15 protein-coding genes are annotated in these 19,199 nt (G+C 58.8%); 13 read left to right on the top strand and 2 right to left on the bottom strand.

Annotation, left to right across the window (positions count from 1 at the left end):
• Positions 1-9: 9 nt before the first annotated feature.
• Positions 10-1,116, bottom strand: a complete 1,107-nt coding sequence (gene dnaN, locus F3G95_RS09490) for a DNA polymerase III subunit beta (RefSeq protein ID WP_149794736.1) — start codon at positions 1,114-1,116, stop codon at positions 10-12.
• A 398-nt stretch (positions 1,117-1,514) separates the two neighbouring features.
• Complete coding sequence (dnaA, locus tag F3G95_RS09485) at positions 1,515-2,837, bottom strand: chromosomal replication initiator protein DnaA (RefSeq protein ID WP_015565051.1); 1,323 nt, start codon at positions 2,835-2,837, stop codon at positions 1,515-1,517.
• A gap of 377 nt (positions 2,838-3,214) precedes the next feature.
• On the opposite strand from dnaA, the gene rpmH reads away from it, so the two are divergent.
• The 13 genes from rpmH to serS all read left to right on the top strand — a co-directional run bounded on the left by rpmH (position 3,215) and on the right by serS (position 19,113).
• The gene (gene rpmH / locus F3G95_RS09480) at positions 3,215-3,349 is read left to right on the top strand and encodes a 50S ribosomal protein L34 (protein WP_005924258.1); all 135 of its coding nucleotides are present in this window, start codon (positions 3,215-3,217) and stop codon (positions 3,347-3,349) included.
• Between the two features lie 274 nt (positions 3,350-3,623).
• Positions 3,624-4,019 carry a ribonuclease P protein component gene (gene rnpA, locus F3G95_RS09475; RefSeq protein ID WP_015565052.1) on the top strand — a complete coding sequence of 132 codons (396 nt, stop codon included), beginning with the start codon at positions 3,624-3,626 and terminating at the stop codon, positions 4,017-4,019.
• 2 nt (positions 4,020-4,021) lie between these two features.
• The gene (yidD, locus tag F3G95_RS09470; protein WP_149794770.1) at positions 4,022-4,306 is read left to right on the top strand and encodes a membrane protein insertion efficiency factor YidD; all 285 of its coding nucleotides are present in this window, start codon (positions 4,022-4,024) and stop codon (positions 4,304-4,306) included.
• 247 nt (positions 4,307-4,553) lie between these two features.
• Positions 4,554-5,639 carry a YidC/Oxa1 family membrane protein insertase gene (locus F3G95_RS09465; RefSeq protein WP_149794735.1) on the top strand — a complete coding sequence of 362 codons (1,086 nt, stop codon included), beginning with the start codon at positions 4,554-4,556 and terminating at the stop codon, positions 5,637-5,639.
• A 5-nt stretch (positions 5,640-5,644) separates the two neighbouring features.
• Positions 5,645-6,796: an RNA-binding cell elongation regulator Jag/EloR gene (gene jag / locus F3G95_RS09460; protein WP_149794734.1), complete on the top strand. Its 1,152-nt coding sequence runs from the start codon at positions 5,645-5,647 to the stop codon at positions 6,794-6,796.
• Positions 6,797-7,093: 297 nt separating this feature from the next.
• A complete protein-coding gene (locus tag F3G95_RS09455; protein WP_149794733.1) occupies positions 7,094-8,905 on the top strand; it encodes a 5'-nucleotidase C-terminal domain-containing protein in 1,812 nt (603 codons plus the stop codon).
• A 131-nt stretch (positions 8,906-9,036) separates the two neighbouring features.
• Entirely contained in the window at positions 9,037-10,404 is a 1,368-nt protein-coding gene (gene mnmE, locus F3G95_RS09450; protein WP_149794732.1) for a tRNA uridine-5-carboxymethylaminomethyl(34) synthesis GTPase MnmE, read from the top strand.
• Positions 10,405-10,780: 376 nt separating this feature from the next.
• Complete coding sequence (gene mnmG / locus F3G95_RS09445) at positions 10,781-12,652, top strand: tRNA uridine-5-carboxymethylaminomethyl(34) synthesis enzyme MnmG (protein ID WP_149794731.1); 1,872 nt, start codon at positions 10,781-10,783, stop codon at positions 12,650-12,652.
• A gap of 627 nt (positions 12,653-13,279) precedes the next feature.
• Positions 13,280-13,987, top strand: a complete 708-nt coding sequence (rsmG, locus tag F3G95_RS09440; protein ID WP_149794730.1) for a 16S rRNA (guanine(527)-N(7))-methyltransferase RsmG — start codon at positions 13,280-13,282, stop codon at positions 13,985-13,987.
• A 158-nt stretch (positions 13,988-14,145) separates the two neighbouring features.
• On the top strand, positions 14,146-14,940 hold the full coding sequence (locus F3G95_RS09435; RefSeq protein WP_149794729.1) for a ParB/RepB/Spo0J family partition protein: 795 nt from the start codon (positions 14,146-14,148) through the stop codon (positions 14,938-14,940).
• Between the two features lie 954 nt (positions 14,941-15,894).
• The gene (locus F3G95_RS09430) at positions 15,895-16,746 is read left to right on the top strand and encodes a ParA family protein (RefSeq protein ID WP_223386565.1); all 852 of its coding nucleotides are present in this window, start codon (positions 15,895-15,897) and stop codon (positions 16,744-16,746) included.
• Between the two features lie 16 nt (positions 16,747-16,762).
• Positions 16,763-17,629, top strand: coding sequence for a ParB/RepB/Spo0J family partition protein (locus F3G95_RS09425; RefSeq protein WP_149794728.1), 867 nt, complete (start codon positions 16,763-16,765; stop codon positions 17,627-17,629).
• 155 nt (positions 17,630-17,784) lie between these two features.
• Positions 17,785-19,113, top strand: a complete 1,329-nt coding sequence (gene serS, locus F3G95_RS09420; RefSeq protein ID WP_149794727.1) for a serine--tRNA ligase — start codon at positions 17,785-17,787, stop codon at positions 19,111-19,113.
• Positions 19,114-19,199 lie beyond the last annotated feature (86 nt).

Genomic DNA, 19,199 nt, shown 5'->3' with positions numbered 1-19,199 from the left:
TTACGCCTCTCAGTCGTTTTTGAAGCGGACGGGCAGGACCAGATACAGGAAGTCATTGCCCTCCACCGGCAGCACTTTCACCGGGCTCAGCGGGCCGCTGATCTCCATCCGCACTTTCTCGGTGCGGGCATTGCGCAGCGCGTCCAACAGGTAGCGGTTGTTGAAGCCGATCTCCACCTCGTCGCCCTCGCACTCGGCATTGAACTCATCGACGACGCGGCCCAGATTGGTCTGGCAGCGGACGACGACTTTACCCTCTGTAAAAGTGATGCGGAGGGGATTTTTTAAACGCTCTGTAATAATCAGAGAAGCGCGCTCGATGGTCTCGATGAACTCCTTGGTGTCGATGGTCACCCGGGTGCGGCTGCCTGCCGGAATGACATTGTGATAGTTGAGGAACTCGCCCTCGATGAGGCGGCTCATGATGGTGTAGCCGGCGGTCATGAACACGACGTAGCGGCGGTTGGCACAGATGTGGACCGGCTCTTCGTCGTCGTTGGGCAGCAGATGAGACACTTCGGTCATGGTCTTGCTGGGGACGATGATTCGGATGTCCTTGACGGCAGTGACGGGCCGTTCCACGATGGCCAGACGGTAGCCGTCCAGGGCAACGATGGTCATTTTATCCGGCTCGATCTCAAAAAGTTCACCGGTATGCGCAGGTTTTTTCTCATCCTGGCTGACGGCGTAGAGGGTGCGGTCGATCATATCGCGGAGCACGCCGGTCTTGATGGTCAGGGTCTCCTCGGCGCCGGTGTTGGGCAGCTCGGGGAAATCGGTGGCCGACATGGACTGGATCTCGAACTGCGCCACCCCGCTCTGGATGGTGGTTTTGCCATTATCGGCAGACTGGATGGTAATCTGGCCTGCCGGCATCCGGCTGATCATGCTGCTGAGTAGCTTGGCGTTCAGCACGATCTCACCGGGTTCTTTGACATTGGCTTCGATGGTGGTCACGATGCCCATTTCGAGGTCGTAGCCGGTGAGGGTCAGCTGGAAGCCTTCTGCCTTCAGTAAAATGCCCTCCAGTACCGGGATGGTAGAGCGCAGAGTGACTGCTTTGGATACGCCGTCAATGGCTGCACTCAGAAGAGTTTTGTCGCAGATGATGTTCAAATCTTCTTCTCTCCTTTTTTGCGTCAGTTTTGCTGTCGTTCCTCATGGGATCCGATGCAAAAACCTGTTTTCTTTATTGAACTTGTTGTAGTAATCGTAGTAGGGGGTGGGGAAGATGTGGAAAACTCTGCAAACCCTTGCCGGGATGCGGGGATTTGGTTTTCCACAGAGATGTTGAGGAACTGTGAATGGAATGTTGAATCGGGGAGAGCGGTGGTTCTTTCCACATCCGCTGTGAAAAACAGAAGTTGAATGTTGAAAACCATGTGGAAAGAGTGGAAAGTTTCGGCCTTTCACCACAATATCTAGGTTTATTTTCCCCTTTTTGTTCCTCTTTCTCCCCATATTTTGGGGTTTGGCCCCTGAATGAGTATGACTTTTACACCGACTCTGGTGCGTTAAGCCTTCACATTCTTGATGATGTCGCTCACCGTCTCCCGCAGGTGCTGGTCGTTCTTCATGTCCCGCTCCATGGTCTTGAGGGAGTAGACGATGGTGGAATGGTCACGGCCCGAGAACTCCCGGCCGATCTCCTCCATGCTCATGCCGGTGACCTCGCGCAGGATGTAGATGGCCACACGGCGGGCGGAGGCCACATTGGCGTTCCGCTTGGTGCCGCGGATGTCGGCAGGGGAGACGTTGAAGGTGCGGGATACCTCACCCACGATCTTCTCGATGGTGACAGGCACGGGCTGGGTCTCGTTGAGGATGTCCTTGATGGCATTCTGTGCCACGCTGATGACCGGCTGGATGCCCTCGAGCATATAGTAGGCATTGAGCTTTTTGACCGCGCCTTCCAGCTGGCGGATGTTATTTTTCAGATGGTTGGCGATGAATTCGGCCACATCCTCGGGCAGATCGAGGTGGAGAAGCTCCGCCTTGCGCTTGACGATGGCCACGCGGGTCTCGAAATCCGGCGGCTGGACGTCGGCGGTCAGGCCCCACTCGAAGCGGGTGCGCAGACGCTCTTCCAGGCTCTTGATCTCCTTGGCCGGGCGGTCGGATGCGATGACGATCTGCTTGTGGGCATCGTGGAGGGAGTTGAAGGTATGGAAGAATTCTTCCTGGGTGGACTCCTTGCCCGCGATGAACTGGATGTCGTCCACCAGCAGCAGGTCGGCCACGCGGTACTTCATCCGGAAGTCCTCGGTGCTGCCGGCGCGGATGGCCGCGATCAGCTCGTTGGTGAACTGCTCACAGGTGACATACATGATGACGAAGTCGGGGTGGGTGCGCTTGATCTCGGTCTGGATGGCCGTCAGCAGATGGGTCTTGCCGAGGCCCGAGCCGCCGTAGATGAACAGCGGGTTGTAGGCACCGGAAGGGTTGGCTGCAACAGCCTGCGCCGCAGCAAACGCAAACTGGTTGGACGGGCCTTTGATGAAGTTCTCGAAGGTGAATTCATAGTTGCCCTGCGGGGAGGCGGGGTTCGCCTCGTACTGCTGGGCCAGCACCACTTCGTGGGGCGGCGTGCTGGGGACGACGAGGGTGATGTCCACGTCAAAGCCCAGCACTGTTTTGAAGGCCTCTTTGAGCAGGCCGAGATAACGGTCCGTCACGATCTTGCAGATGAAGTCGTTGCGCACCGAGAGGGTGATATGGCTGGAGTCCTCAAAGCTGATAGGCTCCAACCCGTCGATATAGAGATTATACGTCGGCTCCGCCATCTGCGCCTTGCAGTAGCTCTGGGCAGCCTCTAAAACGTCCTTGAAAGAATCCATAGTACATCCACTCCATTGAAGTTTTCAACAATGCTGCTGATACCAGGTTAGTATACCACAAAAATCCCCCTGCGTCTATATTATATAAGGTAATTTATAATACATAAAAAAGACATACCTGCGTCTGGGAAACAGCCTTGTGTCCAAGGCGGAGAAAAGCCACAAGATATTGTGGATAAAAAGTTTTCCACGGGAAATGGGTGAAAAAGTTGAAAGTTTCTCCACAGAGGTTTTTCAAAAAAGTTTGAAGGAAAGCGAAAAAAATGCTTGACAGAAGGCCATAGTGTGCGATATACTGTTGAATTGCAAGCCTGTCCCCATTTTGGGACCAGAATAGACCCCATACCGGGGACGAGTTTTTACGGAGGAAATACACCATGAAGAGAACTTTTCAGCCCAAGAAGCGTCAGCGCAAGGAAGTTCATGGCTTCCTGACCCGCATGAGCACCAAGAACGGCCGCAAGGTCATCAACGCACGCCGTGCTAAGGGCCGCAAGAGCCTGACCGTCTGATCCTGAGCAGTATGCATCAGGTCCGGCGCAGAATGGAATATGCGCAAAAAGGCCGCTGATATTGGATTGGCGGTCTTATTTTTTTACCCGGCATTCGGGAAAAAGGCCGGAAAGCTGCGGTGAATAGTCGCATTGCCTAAAAAAACTGTCAAAGATTTGGCAGAGAAAACGCCCGGATGAGCTTTTCATGTCGGCGTTTTTTTGCTATACTGAACACTGAGCATTGCTTTTTTCCGGGCGGTGCTCCCACATCACCTGAAGGGAGGCGCACAGGATGCGCTATCGTCCCATCCGCCGCAACGGCGAGTTTGGCCGCGTGTATGCCCGCGGCAAGTCCTATGTCAACCAGGCGCTGGTACTCTACGTGCTCAAAACGCGGAGCAAGCGCACCCGGGTGGGCCTGACGGCCACCAAAAAGATCGGCCACGCCGTGCAGCGCAACCGCGCCCGCCGCGTTATGAAGGCCGCCATCGACGAACATCTCGACTACAACATCGGCGGCTACGACCTCGTTTTCGTAGCCCGGGGCATGACCCCCCGGCTCAAGAGCTGGCAGCTCAGCGCCATCGTGGCAAAGCTCTTCGCTCAGGCCGGCCTGCCGGATAAGGCAAAGCAGCCGGGCGCAAAGCCCCCAGCCACCCTGCCGCCGGTCCGGAAGCCCGAGGCGTGAGCATCTTTCAGAAAGCCCTCTGCGGGCTCATCCGGCTCTACCAGAAGTTCATCAGCCCGGGGCTGGGGCGGAACTGCCGCTTTTCGCCCTCCTGCAGCCAGTACGGCATCGAGGCCATCCGCACCCACGGCTGCGTCAAAGGGCTGCTGCTGACGGCGTGGCGCATCGCCCGGTGCAATCCGCTGGGCCGCTGGGGCTACGACCCCGTACCGGAAAAGGGCCGCTGGAAAAATCCGGCCCGGCATCTCTCAGCCTCGGCTCTGTTTTCCACCAGACACGAAAAATAAGTGGAAAACCTCTTCGCCGATGTTCTTTGGAAGAGCGCTGAAGCGGGGAAGACCTCTCCGTCAATGCCCTTTGAAAAAGGGCGGCAGAGGGGAGGAAAACCTCTCCGTCACGGCTTCGCCGTGCCACCTCCCCTGGCGAGGGGAGACTGAGAGGAAAATCTATTATCATTGCTTCTTGTGACGTGCTGAACTGTGGGCGGCGTGTCCTACGATAAAAATAACCGTCCCGCACCACAGGCGGGGCAGAATGGACAGAGACATGAATATTTTGTACATCCTCGGTGTACCTCTCGGCTATGTGATGGAGTGGATCTACAACCTCATCCCGAACTACGGCTGGGACATCATCATCTTCACCATCGTCATCCGCCTGCTCAGCATCCCTCTGCAGCTCAACCAGCAGAAGAGCATGGCCAAGATGTCCGCTTTCCAGCCGATGATCGCCGACATCCAGAAAAAGTACAAGGACAAGCCCGAAAAGCAGCAGGAAGAGCTGCTCAAGCTCCAGCAGGAGTACGGCTATAAGCCCACCGCCGGCTGTATGCCCATGCTGGTCAACTTCCTCGTCATGTTCGGCGTTATCGAGGTCGTGTACCGCCCGCTGCAGCGCATCTTCCACATTGGCGCCGACGCCATCACCGCCGCAGGCGATGCCATGACCGCTCTGGGCATCAGCTTCACTCAGGTGACCCGCGACACCAATATCATCGCACAGGTGCTGGCCGGTGAGTCCACCGTCACCTCTGTGTTCACCGCAGACCAGCTGAACACCATCACTGAGTTCGGCCAGCACATGGACTTCTTCGGCATCGACCTGACCCGTGTGCCGCAGTACAGCCTGGCAGCAGACAACCTGCCCCTGCTGATCTTCCCCATCCTGGCTGTCGTCACCATGTTCATCTCCACCCACATCAGCATGAAGGCATCCGGCCAGGAGATGCAGGGCAGCATGAAGCTGACCATGTATATGATGCCTCTGATGTACGTCTTCTTCTGCTTTACCGTTCCCTGCGCATTCTCTCTGTACTACGTCATTTCCAACATCGTGATGACCGTCCAGACCCAGGTCATGCGCAAGATCTATGACCCCGAGAAGATGAAGGAGCAGGTCAAGGCCGAGATCGCTTCCCGCAAGAAGGAAGAGAAGCGCGGCGTGAAGAGCACCACCATCAAGGTCCAGGACGAGAAGACCGGTGAGGTCGTGGAAAAGAACATCTCTGCCAGCGAGATGAACAAGCGCCGCCTCGAGTATGCCCGCCAGCAGGATGCTGAGCGCTACAAGGACGAGCGTACTGTCCCGCTGAGCGAGCTGCAGAACAAAAAGGAGGATTGACGGTTATGATCCGTACGCAGGAAGCGACCGGCAAGACGGTCGATGAAGCACGCACCAACGCCTGCGCTCTGCTGGGCGTGGAAAAGGACGACATCAACGTCAGCTACGAAGTGCTGGAAATGCCCCAGAAGACCGGTTTTCTGGGCCTGAAGCTCACTCCCGCCAAGGTCCGCGTCAGCGTCGAGCTGCCGGACGAGCCTGTGGCAGCTCCTGCTGCCCCCGTTGAGGAGCCCACTCCCGTTGTGGAGGAAAAGGCTGCCCCTGTGGCGGCTGAGCCTGTCGTCGAAGAGACTGCCCCTGAAGCTCCCGCTGCTGTGGAAGAGCCTGCTGCTCCTGCTGAGGAAGCTGCCCCTGCCGAAGAGCAGGCTGCTCCCGCCGCAGAGGGCGAAGAGGTGGAAGTCCCCATCAACATCGAGGAGAACGCCAAGGTCAAGGCCGCTGTGGACTACCTGAAGGATGTCATCGAGAAGATGGGCGTACAGGACGTCAAGTTCAGCGCTGTGCAGAAGGGTGAGGCTACCATCATCCATCTGGACGGCGAGAAGATGGGCGCCCTCATCGGCCGCCGCGGCGAGACGATGGAGAGCCTGTCCTATCTGGCAAGCCTCGTGGCAAACCGCCTCGAGGGCGACTACATCAAGCTGGGCCTCGACGTGGCCGGCTACCGCGACAAGCGCGAGAGCGACCTGACCGCACTGGCACAGCGCATCGGTGCCAAGGTGCGCCGCACTGGCCGCAGCTTTGCCATGGAGCCCATGAACCCCTACGAGCGCCGCATCATCCACTCTGCCATCGGCAAGATGGAGGGCGTCCGCAGCGAGAGCAAGGGCGAGGGCCGTGACCGCCGTGTGGTCATCTACTCCACCGACCCCAACGCTGTGGCTGAGAGCGCAAATGCACGTCCCCGCGGACCCCGCGGCGGCCGTGACCGCAACGGCAATGGCCGCAGCGGCGGCTATCATCGAGGCGGCGAGCGCCGTGGTGACCGGAATGGCCGTGGCCCGCGCAATGGCGGCGGCCGTGGCGGCTACCGCTCCAATGTGCCTGAGCGCACCTACACCCCGCGCGATGCCGAGAATGCTGCCCCTGTGGCACCCAAGCGCACCGAGCGTGTGGATGACTTCGCTGATCTGAGCTTCGGCAAGATCGAGCTGTAAAAGCTGAATGATAAGACCCTCTCCCGCATGGCGGAAGCCGTGCAGGGGAGGGTCTTTTTTGTACGAGGAACACTATAAATTTACACATCTTTTGCATGAAGATGGTTTATGATGAAAAGCGAATCTGAAAGAATAATTTAGAAAGAAAAGTCGTTCTTATCAGAAAATTGGAGAATATGCCCAATTCCGGAAGAAATTTTTCTCCTACTTGCACATTGTAAAACAATGTCGACAAGCCTTATACTAGAGCTACAAATGCTTCGGAGTGTATACCAAGCAAAAAAGAGAGGAATTATTATGGAACAGAATAAGATTTCCCGCCGTAATTTCCTGCGCGTGGCCGGTGCATCGGCTACCGCCGCCGCAATGGGCGGTCTGGTTCCGGCTGCTTCCGCTGCCGGCATCAAAGACCTGTGGAGCATGGACCTGCAGATCCTTGCCACCAGCGATACCCACGGTAAGTTTGACCCCTGGGATTACGCCGCCAACAAGGCCGACGCCTCTGGCAGCGTGGCCCAGCAGGCAACTGCCATCAAGGAGAACCGCACCAAGACCACGCTGGTCGTGGATGCAGGCGACACCATTCAGGCAAACTCCGCTGAGCTGTTCCTGAACGACGATGTCCACCCCATGATCGCTGCTCAGAACGCCATCGGCTACGATGTCTACGTCACCGGCAACCATGAGTACAACTATGGCATGGCCACGCTGGAAAAGGTGCTCTCCCAGCAGAAGGCCAAGGTGCTGACCGGCAACGTCTACAGCCCCGAAGGCAAGCCTCTGGCTGACGGCTACACCATCATCAACAAGGGCGGCGTCAAGATCGGCGTCATCGGTATGGTCACTCCCAACATCACCCGCTGGGACGCCAAGAACCTCGAGGGCTGGACTGTCACCAACCCGGTGGACGAGAGCCGCAAGATCATTGATAAGATCAAGAACGATGTGGATGTCATCATCGGCGTTATGCATATGGATATTGACAATGAGTACGGCGTCTATGGCTCTGGCGTCACCGACCTGGCAAATGCCTGCCCCGAGTTCGACGTCATCGTCGCCGCTCACGGCCACAAGAGCATCCCCAACAAGATGATCAACGGCGTGCTGGTGGTCGAGAACAAGAATGCCGGTGCCACCGTCTCCGACATCCACGTCTATCTGGAGCGCGGCCTGAACGGCAAGTGGAAGGTGAAGGACCGCACCTCTGAGAACCTGATCATCAAGGACTACGCTCCCGACCCCGAGCTGACCGCTCTGCTGGCAGAGTACGACCAGCGCGCTAAGGACGACGCCGTGACCCCCATCGGCCAGCTGGTCGGCGGTGATCTGGCCCCCGAAAACGAGATCGACTGCCTGCCCCAGCCCATGGTGCAGGATACCGCTCTGCTGGACTTCATCAACGAGGTACAGATGTACTACACCGACGCTCGGGTGTCCGCAACGGCTCTGACCTCCATGACCTCCCAGATGCGCGAGGGTACCATCCGCAAGTGCGACATGGCAAGCATCTACACCTACCAGAACACCCTGTACAAGCTGCAGATGAACGGCTGGCAGCTGCGTCAGTTCATGGAGTGGTCTGCTGCCTTCTTTAAGACCTGGGAGCCGGGCGATGTGACCATCGCATTCGACTCTTCCGTCCGCTATTACCTGTACGATGCCTTTGCAGGCGTCAAGTATGACCTCGACATCTCCAAGCAGCCCGGCAACCGCATCCAGAACCTGACCTGGATGGATGGCCGTCCGGTGGAGGACGATGACAGCTTCGTGGTGGCCGTCAACAACTACCGTGCCACCACCCAGCTGCTGACTTATGCTGACATCTTCAAGGAGGGCGACGAGCTGCCCAAGCTGCTGGAGATCGACGTGCGCGGCGATGTGGGCGGCATCCGCGAACTGCTGGGCGAGTACATCCGCACCGTCAAGGGCGGCACCATCGAGCCGCATGTGGATAACAACTGGAAGCTCGTGGGCGACAACTGGAACGCTGCTGATCACGAGAAGGCCGTCAAGCTGCTGCGCGAGGGCAAGCTGGCCCTGTCGGAGAATGCCGACAGCCGCACCCTGCCCGGCAAGGCCATCACCACGGCCGATATTGCCGCATTCTGATTTTTCTTTCACACGCAACGGGGTGTGCAGTCTTTCAGGGGCTGCACACCCTTTTTTGCGCAGCATATTTCTTTTTTTGGCGGTTCGTGGTAGAATATACTGTATTCATCTGCGCATAAGGAGGGGAGAAGATGCAGCATTCGACCATTGCGGCCATTGCTACCGCTCCGGGTGCGGGCGGCATCGCCATCGTGCGGCTGTCCGGCCCGGAAAGCTATGAAGTGGCAGCGAAGGTGTTCCGTCCGGCCAACCCGGCCAAAAAGGTCGCGGACGCCAAAGGCTATACGGCCATGTTCGGTGCGTTCGTGGAGGGGGAAGAGGCTTTCGATGAGGGCGTGGCGCTGTTTTTCCGCGCGCCCCACAGCTACACCGGCGAGGATGTGGTGGAGCTTTCCTGCCACGGCGGCAGCGCAGTCGCCCGGCGGCTGGTGGAAGCCTGCATTGCGGCGGGCGCGTCGCCTGCCGCTCCCGGCGAGTACACCCGCCGCGCGTTCCTGAACGGCAAGCTCAGTCTGACCCAGGCCGAAGCCGTCATGGACATCATCTCCGCCGATGGCCGACAGGGGGCCGCGCTGGCAAATGCCTCCCTGAACGGTGTGCTGGCCCGGAAGATAGCGGCCCAGAAAGATGCTCTGACGGCTTTGCAGGCCCATCTGGCCGCCTGGGTGGATTTCCCTGAGGAAGATGTCCCGGAACTGAGCCAAAGCCACTTGTGCGAGGTCTTAGGCGGGGTAGAGCAGGAGCTGGACGCTCTCATCCAGAGCTACGATGCGGGCGCTGTCCTCCGCGAGGGCGTGGACTGTGCCATCGTGGGCAGACCCAATGCGGGCAAATCCACCCTGCTCAACCTGCTGGCCGGGTTCGACCGGGCCATCGTCACGCCGGTGGCCGGAACCACCCGCGATGTGGTGGAGCAGGCTGTCCAGCTGGGAGACGTCAGGCTGAATCTCTTCGACACTGCCGGTCTGCGTCAGACGGAAGACGAGATCGAAGCCGAAGGTATCCGCCGCAGCTGGAAGAAGCTGGACGAGGCGGGGCTTATCCTTGCCGTCTTCGACGGCTCGGAGCGCCCGACCCGGGAGGACATGGAGCTGGCTCAGCGCTGCGCGGGTCGTCCGGCCATCGCGCTGGTCAATAAAGAGGACAAGCCCACCCGGTTCGACGCCGAGCTCATCGCACCCTATTTTGCGATGGTGCTGCCGGTCTGCTGTCAGGAAGAGGGGGCGCGGAAGGTCATCGCGGCGGCGGTAGCCCGCCTGTTGGGGACCAACCAAATCGACCCCCACGCTGCCAGCCTCTCGGGACAGCGGCAGCTTTCCGCTGCCACCCGCGCCCGGGATGCCGTAGCCGGAGCGCTGGACGCCGCGCAGGGGCTCGGGCTGGACGCTGTGTCGGTCTGCGTGGACGACGCGTTGGATGCACTTTGCGAGCTGACAGGGGAGAACGCCTCGGAGGCGGTCATCAACGAGGTGTTTGAGAGATTCTGCGTGGGGAAGTAAGGACAGTATCGTTGCGCGCCTGTGCGCGGGGCAGAGCGCTTTTACGTTAAGTGGAATTGTTCTCTTTTGCTGGCAAAAGAGAACCAGAAAACCACCAGCGATTTCGACGCGCTGGATCCACGAGAAAGGGGCTGCTCGCCCCTTTCAGACCCCGAAGGGGTTGTCGAAACGGAAAAAAGCTAGTCGCTGCGCTAAGACGGGTTGCGGTGCCCAGCGACCACTTCGTGCCTTGAGTGGCACTCGTGTTCTGCTGACCGCGGCCCCAACAGCTCCTCCCTGTATCCGCCGCAGGCGGCGGTCGTCGCTGTTGCACTTTTTTCTCGTTTCTCCGATTTACGGCTTCGCCGAAGATTTTATGTTGCAAATAGAGGAAAGTATGAACCATTTAGGAGACTACGACGTTATCGTCATCGGTGCCGGACATGCGGGCATTGAGGCGGCCCATGCTGCCGCGATGCTGGGTGCAAAGACGGCGGTGTTCACCATGAGCTTGGACGCCATCGGCAATATGCCCTGCAACCCCAGCATCGGCGGCACGGCAAAAGGCACGTTGGTACGCGAATTGGACGCTCTTGGCGGCGTGATGGGCCTTGCGGCAGATGCCACCTATTTACAGAGCCGGATGCTCAACAAGGGCAAAGGCCCCGCTGTCCACGCCCTGCGCGTCCAGACCGACCGCAAGCGCTATCATGAATATATGAAGCACGCCCTTGAGCTGACGCCGGGGCTGGCTATCCATCAGGCGGAAATCATTTCCATCGAGGCGGAGGACGGCCATGTGAAGGGCGTCGTCACCCAGCTGAACGGGGAGTATGGCGCAAAGTGCGTGGTCATCGCCACCGGCACCAACCTCGGCGGAAAAATTTTTGTGGGCGATGCATGGTACGCCTCCGGCCCCGACGGGATGCACGCGGCCAACGCCCTCACCGAGAGCCTGAAAGCCTCCGGTCTGCCGCTGCGCCGCTTCAAGACCGGCACGCCTGCCCGGGTGCATCGGCGGAGCATCGACTTCGCCAAGCTGGAATGCCAGCCCGGCGACCCGGACAATGAACTTCAGCCTTTCAGCTTCATGACCGATGCGCCTATGCACAACAAGGTGGAGTGCTGGATCGCCTACACCAACCCTGAGACGCACAGAATCATTCTGGACAATATCCAGCGCAGCCCGCTCTACGGCGGCATGATCGAGGGCGTCGGCCCGCGCTACTGCCCGTCGATCGAGGACAAGGTAGTGCGGTTTGCAGGGAAGGACCGGCATCCCATCTTCGTGGAGCCCTGCGGTGAGAACACCGAGGAAATGTATCTGCAGGGTGCGTCCAGCAGTCTGCCGGAGGATGTGCAGAATGCATTCTACCGGAGCATCAAGGGCTTCGAGAATATTGAGATCATGCGCCCGGCCTACGCCATCGAGTACGACTGCGTAGACCCCACCAGCCTCGAAGCCACGCTGGAAAGCAAGGTGGTGCGGGGCCTCTACGGTGCGGGACAGTTCAACGGCACCTCGGGCTACGAGGAAGCCGCCGCGCAGGGCCTGCTAGCCGGTCTGAACGCTGCCCGGAACGCATTGGGCGAAAGCCAGCTCATCCTGCCCAGGCAGTCGAGCTATCTCGGCACACTGGTGGATGACCTTGTGACCAAGGGCGTCATGGACCCCTACCGGATGATGACCAGCCGCAGCGAGTACCGCCTGACCCTCCGTCAGGACAACGCCGACACCCGGTTGACGCCCATCGGCAGGGAATACGGCCTCGTGCAGGACGACCGCTGGACAAAGTACCAGCAGACGCAGGCTGTGCTGGACGCAGAGCGCCGCCGTCTGCATGACGCCCATCTGCGCACGGCGGACCTGCGCGCCGCGATGGAAGCAGCGGGCCTCGCCCCGGCCGCAGAGGGCGGCATTGCCGAAGAGCTGCTGCGCCGGCCGGAGATCGACTATCCGCTCATCGCGGGAATTATAGGCTGGGGCGAGGGCATCACGCCCATGCTGGCTGAGCGTCTGGAAACTGAAATCAAGTACGCGGGTTACATTGCCCGGCAGGACCGGATGATACACGAGGTGGCCCGCCACGAGAAGACCCTCATCCCGGAGGATTTCTCTTACACAGAGCTCACTGGCCTGACATTGGAAGCCCGCGAGAAGCTGGCCCGCATCCGCCCGAAAAACTTGGGGCAGGCGGGACGCATCCCCGGCGTGTCGCCGTCGGATGTGGCACAGCTGAGTATTGCGCTGGCGGCGAAGAGAAGCTAAAGTTCTCTTTTGCGCGCCAAAAGAGAATCAGAAATGGTTGTCGCGCCGGTGGCGCGGAGTCAGAGCGCTTTTTCGCTGGGCTAAGTTCTCTTTTGCGTGCCAAAAGAGAACCAGAAAAGCACCCGCTACTTCCGAGGCGCGGGAGGCACGGGAAAGGGGCTACTCGCCCCTTTCAGACCCCGAAGGAGTAGTCGAAACGGAAAAAAGCTAGTCGCTGCGCTTAACGCTTTTTTCTCGTTTCTCCGATTTGCTGCTTCGCAGCGGGTGTTACGCCCTCGCAGGGCGTGAAGTTCAGCAGAAAGGTAAAATCTTCGGCGGAGCCGTAAATGGGAGAAGCACAAAAAAATGCGTTTAGCGAAGCGGCTAGCATTTTTGGGCTTCGACCTCATCTTTGGAATTGTTAAGGGCGAGGAGCCCTTAACTCGTTGCGGGGAGAGTGGAGTCCAGAGGTAGGGAGGGGGGATTCGAAACACCCCTCCCTACCTCTGGCCCGCGCGGAGCGCAAAGCCATTTGACCGAAAAAGAAAACATCCCCCGCGCCACCGGCGTGAGAGACAGCAATATACCTGTTTGATTCATGCTATTTTTGAAAATTGCGATAAGCTTTTGTGAAATGAGGATAAGTTTATGATCGATAAGAACCGACTGGAACAGAAATGTTCCACATGGAACATCGCGCTCACCGGAACCCAGCTCGACCAGTTGGACGCCTTTGCGGAGATCCTGGTGGAGTACAACCAGAAGGTCAACCTGACCGCCATCACCGACCCGGAGGGCATCGAGGACAAGCACTTCCTCGACAGCCTGCTCTTTGCCTCTCAGCCTGAGGTGGCAGGGAAGATGGTGGATGTCGGTGCAGGCGCGGGCTTCCCGGGCATCGTGACGAAGATTTTCAAGCCCGAGTTGGAGCTGACCCTGATGGAGCCTACCGGCAAGCGGGTGGAGTTTCTGAAATACGCCTGCGGCCAGCTGGGCCTTACCGGTGTGGAGTTCGCCAAGGAGCGCGCCGAGGAAGCTGCTCGCAAGGCGTGGCGTGAACAGTTCGATTTGGCTTCGGCCCGCGCGGTGGCGGCTCTGCCCATGCTGGCAGAATACTGCCTGCCGCTGGTGAAGGTGGGTGGAAACTTCCTTGCCATGAAGGGCGCTTCCGGCGAAGAAGAGCTGGCTGCAGCCCGGGGTGCCATCAAGAAGCTGGGCGGCGAGTACAAAGAGACCCGCACCCTCCATCTGCCGGGCGGCGATACCCGCACTCTCATCCTCTGCAAAAAGATTTCGCAAACTCCGACTGCCTACCCCAGAAACGGCGGAAAAATTGCGAAAAGTCCGCTGAAATAACGGAGCATCGAATAGAAAATGCAAGACCCTGCCGAACGAATCTTCTGGCAGGGTCTTTTATTTTCTGGTAAACTGGGGATGTAAGCAGTTGACTTTTCCACGTTTTCCCGGGAAAGGGTGGAAAACCATGACGATTCCAGACGAAAAGGGGCGGTATCATGTTTGAGAGAAAGAAATCTGCCGGAAAAATCTATGCTCTCCCGATCGAGAGCATCCAGCCGTCGCCATTTCAGGCGCGGACGAATTTCAACGAGCAGGAGCTTGCGGGGCTTGCGGCCAGCATCCGGGAGAATGGCTTGTTGCAGCCGATCGCCGTGCGCAAAAAAGAAGACGGCTATGAGCTGGTGGCGGGGGAGCGGCGCCTCCGCGCCTGCAAGATGGCAAAGATGCAGACCATCCCGGCCATCCTTTGCGACTATGCCGACGACAAGACGGCAGCGATGGGGCTTCTGGAAAATCTTCAGCGGGAGAATCTGAACCCCTTCGAGCAGGCGCAGGGCCTGCGGGATGTGATGGTCTTGTGGGACTGTACGCAGGCGGAGGCGGCCAAGCGGCTTGGCATGGCTCAGCCGACGCTGGCCAACAAGCTGCGATTATTGCAGCTCACCCAGGACCAGCGGCAGTTCGTGCTGGACAACGGCCTGACGGAACGCCACGCCCGGGCAGTGCTGCGCCTGCCGGAGAATCGCCGCAGTGAAGCGCTCATCACCATCGCCAAGCGGAAGATGAACGCCCGGGCTACAGACTTGTACATCGAGCAGCTGCTGAACGCAGCTGCCCCGGGACGTCACCGCATCTCAATGGTGAAGGACGTCCGCATTTTTGTGAATACCATCGACCACGCCATCCGCCTGATGACGGACAACGGTGTACCGGCAACGGCGCACCGGGAAGAGCGGGATGGGTACATTGAGTATACCGTGCGCATCCCGACGGCAGCGGCACAGAGGTGAGGGGAGAGGGCCAGTGTTCCATGTGGAACATTGGCTCTTTTTCTTTTGAGCGGCTTCACGCGCCGGTGGCGCGGGGGTAGAGCGCTTTTTCGCTGGGCTAAGTTCTCTTTTGCGTGCCAAAAGAGAACCAGAAAAGCACCCGCTACTTTCGAGGCGCGGGAGGCACGAACTAGGGGCTGCTCGCCCCTAGTAACCCCGGAGAGGTGGGCTCCAACTCAAAATGCTGGAGATTCGTGCATTCGCACGAAGATCTCTTAACCGCATTTTGAGCCTCCGCCGATTTGCTGCTCCGCAGCAGAATTCACGCTTTTGCTGGACGTAAAGTTCTGCTAAGACATAACGCCATCGGCGAAGCCGTAAATCGGAGAAACGAGAAAAAAGCGTTTAGCGAAGCGACTAGCTTTTTTCCGTTTCGACCTCATCTTCGGAATTGTTAAGGGCGTGCAGCCCTTAACTCGTTGCGGGGAGAGTGGAGTCCAGAGGTAGGGAGGGGGGATTCGAAACACCCCTCCCTGCCTCTGGCCCGCGCGGAGCGCAAGCCACTTGACCAAAAGAAAAAACCTGCCCCGCGCCACCAGCGCGCGAGAACCAGCTTAAAGAAAAAACCAGCCCTGCCTCTGGCCCGCGCGGAGCGCAAAGCAATTTGACCGAAAGAAAACATCCCCCGCGCCACCAGCGCGCGAACCTGCTTAAAGAAGAGTTGGCTCTAATGCAAAGCAAGCTGCCTCAACGCTACAGCTTTACTGCAAAAATCAATTTTTAACCTCAAAGAATGCAAAAAATAGATGCTGAATCTGCATTTCCTACCGTAAAATTATAAAGAACCGGTTCAAAAAGCCGCGCTGATGTGCTATACTAAGCTGTATAAGGGACCTGCTGAGGGGAAAACGGCGGGCTTCGTCCTCGAAATGTTCCATGTGGAACAAATCTTTTTCCCGGAAGGAAGCAAGTAGCGTGGCAAAAATCGTTGCTGTTGCAAACCAGAAGGGCGGCGTGGGCAAGACCACCACAGCCGTCAACCTCTCGTCCTGCGTGGCGGCGCTGGGCAAAAAAGTGCTCATCGTAGACCTCGACCCACAGGGCAACACCACCACCGGTTATGGTATTTCCAAGCGGAGTGTAGATATTGGTACATACGAAATTCTCATTGGCGAGGCCGACGCGCGGCAGGCTGTCCGCAAGACGGAGTTCCGCACCGACGTCATCGGCTCCAACACCCGCCTCGCGGGCGCCAGCCTTGAGATGATCGACCTGCCGGGCCGCGAGAGCCGCCTGCGCAAGGCGCTGGCCCCCATCCAGAAGGATTACGACTTTATCTTCATCGACTGCCCGCCCAGCCTTGACCTGCTGACACTGAACGGCCTGTGCGCCTGCGACAGCATCCTCATCCCGGTGCAGTGCGAGTATTACGCGCTGGAAGGTCTGTCGGAGCTTATCAGCACTCTTAAGACCGTCCGCAAGAAGTACAACCCCTATCTGGACATCGAAGGCGTGGTGTTCACCATGTTCTCCGTCCGCTATAACCTGACACTGCAGGTGGTGGAGCAGGTCAAGAAATACTTTGGAAACAAGGTGTATCAGACCACCATCCCTCGCAGCATCCGCATCTCGGAAGCTCCCAGCTATGGCCAGCCCATCAACTTCTATGAGCCGAAGGGCAAGGGCAGCGAGGCGTATATGGACCTTGCCATCGAGTTCGTGAAGAGCAACCGCCCCGCCGAAGCTGCACCCAAGCGCCGCCGCGGAAAAGCTGCAGCGGAACCGGTCGAGACGATGGGGCTGGCCGATGTGAAGATGGACGGCTGAGGGAGAGAGGAGACCAATGGCAAAAGGAAGAGGAGGACTGGGCCGGGGGCTGGAAAGTCTGTTTGAGGACGCCGCCCCCAGCTTTGAGTCAGATACCAGGATCGAGACGCTGCCCCTGCGGGAGATTGAGCCAGACCCCGGCCAGCCCCGCAAGACCTTCGACGACGAGACGCTGGCAGAGCTTTCGGCCAGCATCGCCGAGCACGGTTTATTGCAGCCCATTGCGGTGCGCCCGAAGCCGTCCGGCGGCTATCTCATCGTGGCAGGCGAGCGCCGCTGGCGGGCCAGCCGGATGGCGGGCCTCACCGAGGTGCCGGTCATCGTCAAGGACGTGACCGATGAGCAGGCCATGGAGCTTGCGCTGGTGGAGAACCTGCAGCGCGAAGACCTCGACCCCGTGGAAGAGGCGGCCGGCATCCGTGAGCTGATGACCCGCTGCGATCTGACCCAGGAGCAGGCCGCCCGCAAGCTGGGCAAGAGCCGGAGCGCACTGGCCAACAGCCTGCGGCTGCTGAGCCTGCCGGAAACAGTGCTGGAACTGCTGAAAAGCGGCTTCATTACGATCGGACACGCGAAGGTCGTTTTGGGCCTGCCTACGCCGGAGCTGCAGGAGGAAGCGGCTCAGATGATAGCGGACAACCAGCTGAACGTCCGTCAGGCCGAAGCTTTGTGCAAAAAGCTGGCAAAGCCCGCAAAAGAGCCTGTGGCCGCGCCGCTGCCGAGTGCGTTGCCGGTGGAGGTGGAAGAAAGCCTCAAGCAGGCGCTGGGCAGCGAAGTCCGCGTGGCCTACCACGACGGCAAGGGAAAGCTTACCGTCCATTTCTATTCGGACGATCAGCTGAAAGCCTTTGCAAATCTGCTGGGGCAGTATAATATGGAGTAAACCTCTCAGTCTCGCGATCGCTCGACAGCTCTCCTAATAGGAGAGCCTGAGCGGAAAAGTTATTAGAAATGCGTACCAAGGCGGGGAACACCGCCTTTGAACGGCACAGCGGGGAACGCCCCCTGTGCAAGCAATAGAGTATAAGGAGAGTTATCATGCTTGACATCAAATTTGTCCGCGACAACCCGGATGCGGTCAAGGAAAACATCAAGAAGAAGTTTCAGGATGCAAAGCTCCCCCTCGTTGACGAAGTCATCGAGAAGGACGCCAAGTACCGCGAGTGCCTGAAGGAAGTCGAGTCCCTGAAGGCTGCCCGCAACAAGCTGAGCAAGGCCAACGGCCCTCTGTTCGGCCAGCTGAAGAAGTGCGACGATGAGGCCAAGAAGGCCGAGCTGCAGGCTCAGATCGACGCCAACAACGCCGCTGTCAAGGCTGATGCCGACAAGATGGCAGAGCTGGAAGCCGAGGAGGCAAAGCTGGCTGAACGCATTCAGGAGATCATGTACACCATCCCCCAGATGATCGACCCCAGCGTACCCATCGGCCCGGACGACACCTACAACGTCGAGGCTCAGCGCTTCGGTGAGCCGGTCGTGCCTGATTTCCCCATCCCGTACCACACCGAGATCATGGAGAGCTTCGACGGCATTGATATGGATGCCGCAGGCCGCGTGGCCGGCAATGGCTTCTACTACCTGCTGGGCAACATCGCCCGCCTGCACGAGGCTGTTCTGGCCTATGCCCGCGACTTCATGATCGACAAGGGGTTCACCTATGTCATCCCTCCCTTCATGATGCACGGCAACGTGGTGCAGGGCGTCATGTCCTTCCCTGAGATGGACGCCATGATGTACAAGATCGAGGGTGAGGACCTCTACCTCATCGGCACCAGCGAGCACACCATGATCGGCCGCTTCATCGACCAGACTCTGGATGAGGCTACTCTGCCCCTGACCCTGACTTCCTACAGCCCCTGCTTCCGCAAAGAGAAGGGCGCTCACGGCATCGAGGAGCGCGGCATCTACCGCATCCACCAGTTCGAGAAGCAGGAGATGATCGTCGTCTGCCGTCCCGAGGAGAGCGCTGACTGGTACGAGAAGCTCTGGAAGAACTCCGTCGAGCTGTTCCGCAGCATGGAGATCCCTGTCCGTCAGCTGAACTGCTGCTCCGGTGACCTGGCTGACCTGAAGGTCAAGAGCTGCGACATCGAGGCATGGAGCCCCCGCCAGCAGAAATACTTCGAAGTCTGCTCCTGCTCCAACCTGGGCGATGCACAGGCCCGCCGCCTGCACATCCGCGTCAAGGGCAAGGATGGCAAGACCTATCTGGCCCACACTCTGAACAACACCTGCGTGGCTCCTCCGCGTATGCTCATCGCATTCCTCGAGAACCATCTGCAGGCCGATGGCAGCGTTACCATCCCCAAGGTCCTGCAGCCCTACATGGGCGGCCTCGAGGTCATGGTGCCTGTCCACAAGAAGTAAGCCTGCTTTCCACCATTCTCCAATAAAATGTTGAAAGTCCCCGCCATTCATACAGGATGACGGGGACTTTTTGCGTACAGACGTAT

Origin of the sequence: Faecalibacterium sp. Marseille-P9312 (assembly GCF_902497445.1) — a bacterium.
Classification (GTDB): Bacteria; Bacillota; Clostridia; order Oscillospirales; family Ruminococcaceae; genus Faecalibacterium; species Faecalibacterium longum.
The sequence above is the reverse complement of the archived record's forward strand: the minus strand, read 5'-3'. Positions and strand labels throughout refer to the sequence as shown.

Excerpts from the sequence above, each read along its gene's own strand:
- dnaA (WP_015565051.1), bottom strand. The coding sequence starts at position 2,837 with ATGGATTCTTTCAAGGACGTTTTAGAGGCTGCCCAGAGCTACTGCAAG.
- rpmH (WP_005924258.1), top strand. The coding sequence starts at position 3,215 with ATGAAGAGAACTTTTCAGCCCAAGAAGCGTCAGCGCAAGGAAGTTCAT.
- rnpA (WP_015565052.1), top strand. The coding sequence starts at position 3,624 with ATGCGCTATCGTCCCATCCGCCGCAACGGCGAGTTTGGCCGCGTGTAT.
- F3G95_RS09465 (WP_149794735.1), top strand. The coding sequence starts at position 4,554 with ATGGACAGAGACATGAATATTTTGTACATCCTCGGTGTACCTCTCGGC.
- jag (WP_149794734.1), top strand. The coding sequence starts at position 5,645 with ATGATCCGTACGCAGGAAGCGACCGGCAAGACGGTCGATGAAGCACGC.
- F3G95_RS09455 (WP_149794733.1), top strand. The coding sequence starts at position 7,094 with ATGGAACAGAATAAGATTTCCCGCCGTAATTTCCTGCGCGTGGCCGGT.
- mnmE (WP_149794732.1), top strand. The coding sequence starts at position 9,037 with ATGCAGCATTCGACCATTGCGGCCATTGCTACCGCTCCGGGTGCGGGC.
- mnmG (WP_149794731.1), top strand. The coding sequence starts at position 10,781 with ATGAACCATTTAGGAGACTACGACGTTATCGTCATCGGTGCCGGACAT.
- rsmG (WP_149794730.1), top strand. The coding sequence starts at position 13,280 with ATGATCGATAAGAACCGACTGGAACAGAAATGTTCCACATGGAACATC.
- F3G95_RS09435 (WP_149794729.1), top strand. The coding sequence starts at position 14,146 with ATGTTTGAGAGAAAGAAATCTGCCGGAAAAATCTATGCTCTCCCGATC.
- F3G95_RS09425 (WP_149794728.1), top strand. The coding sequence starts at position 16,763 with ATGGCAAAAGGAAGAGGAGGACTGGGCCGGGGGCTGGAAAGTCTGTTT.
- serS (WP_149794727.1), top strand. The coding sequence starts at position 17,785 with ATGCTTGACATCAAATTTGTCCGCGACAACCCGGATGCGGTCAAGGAA.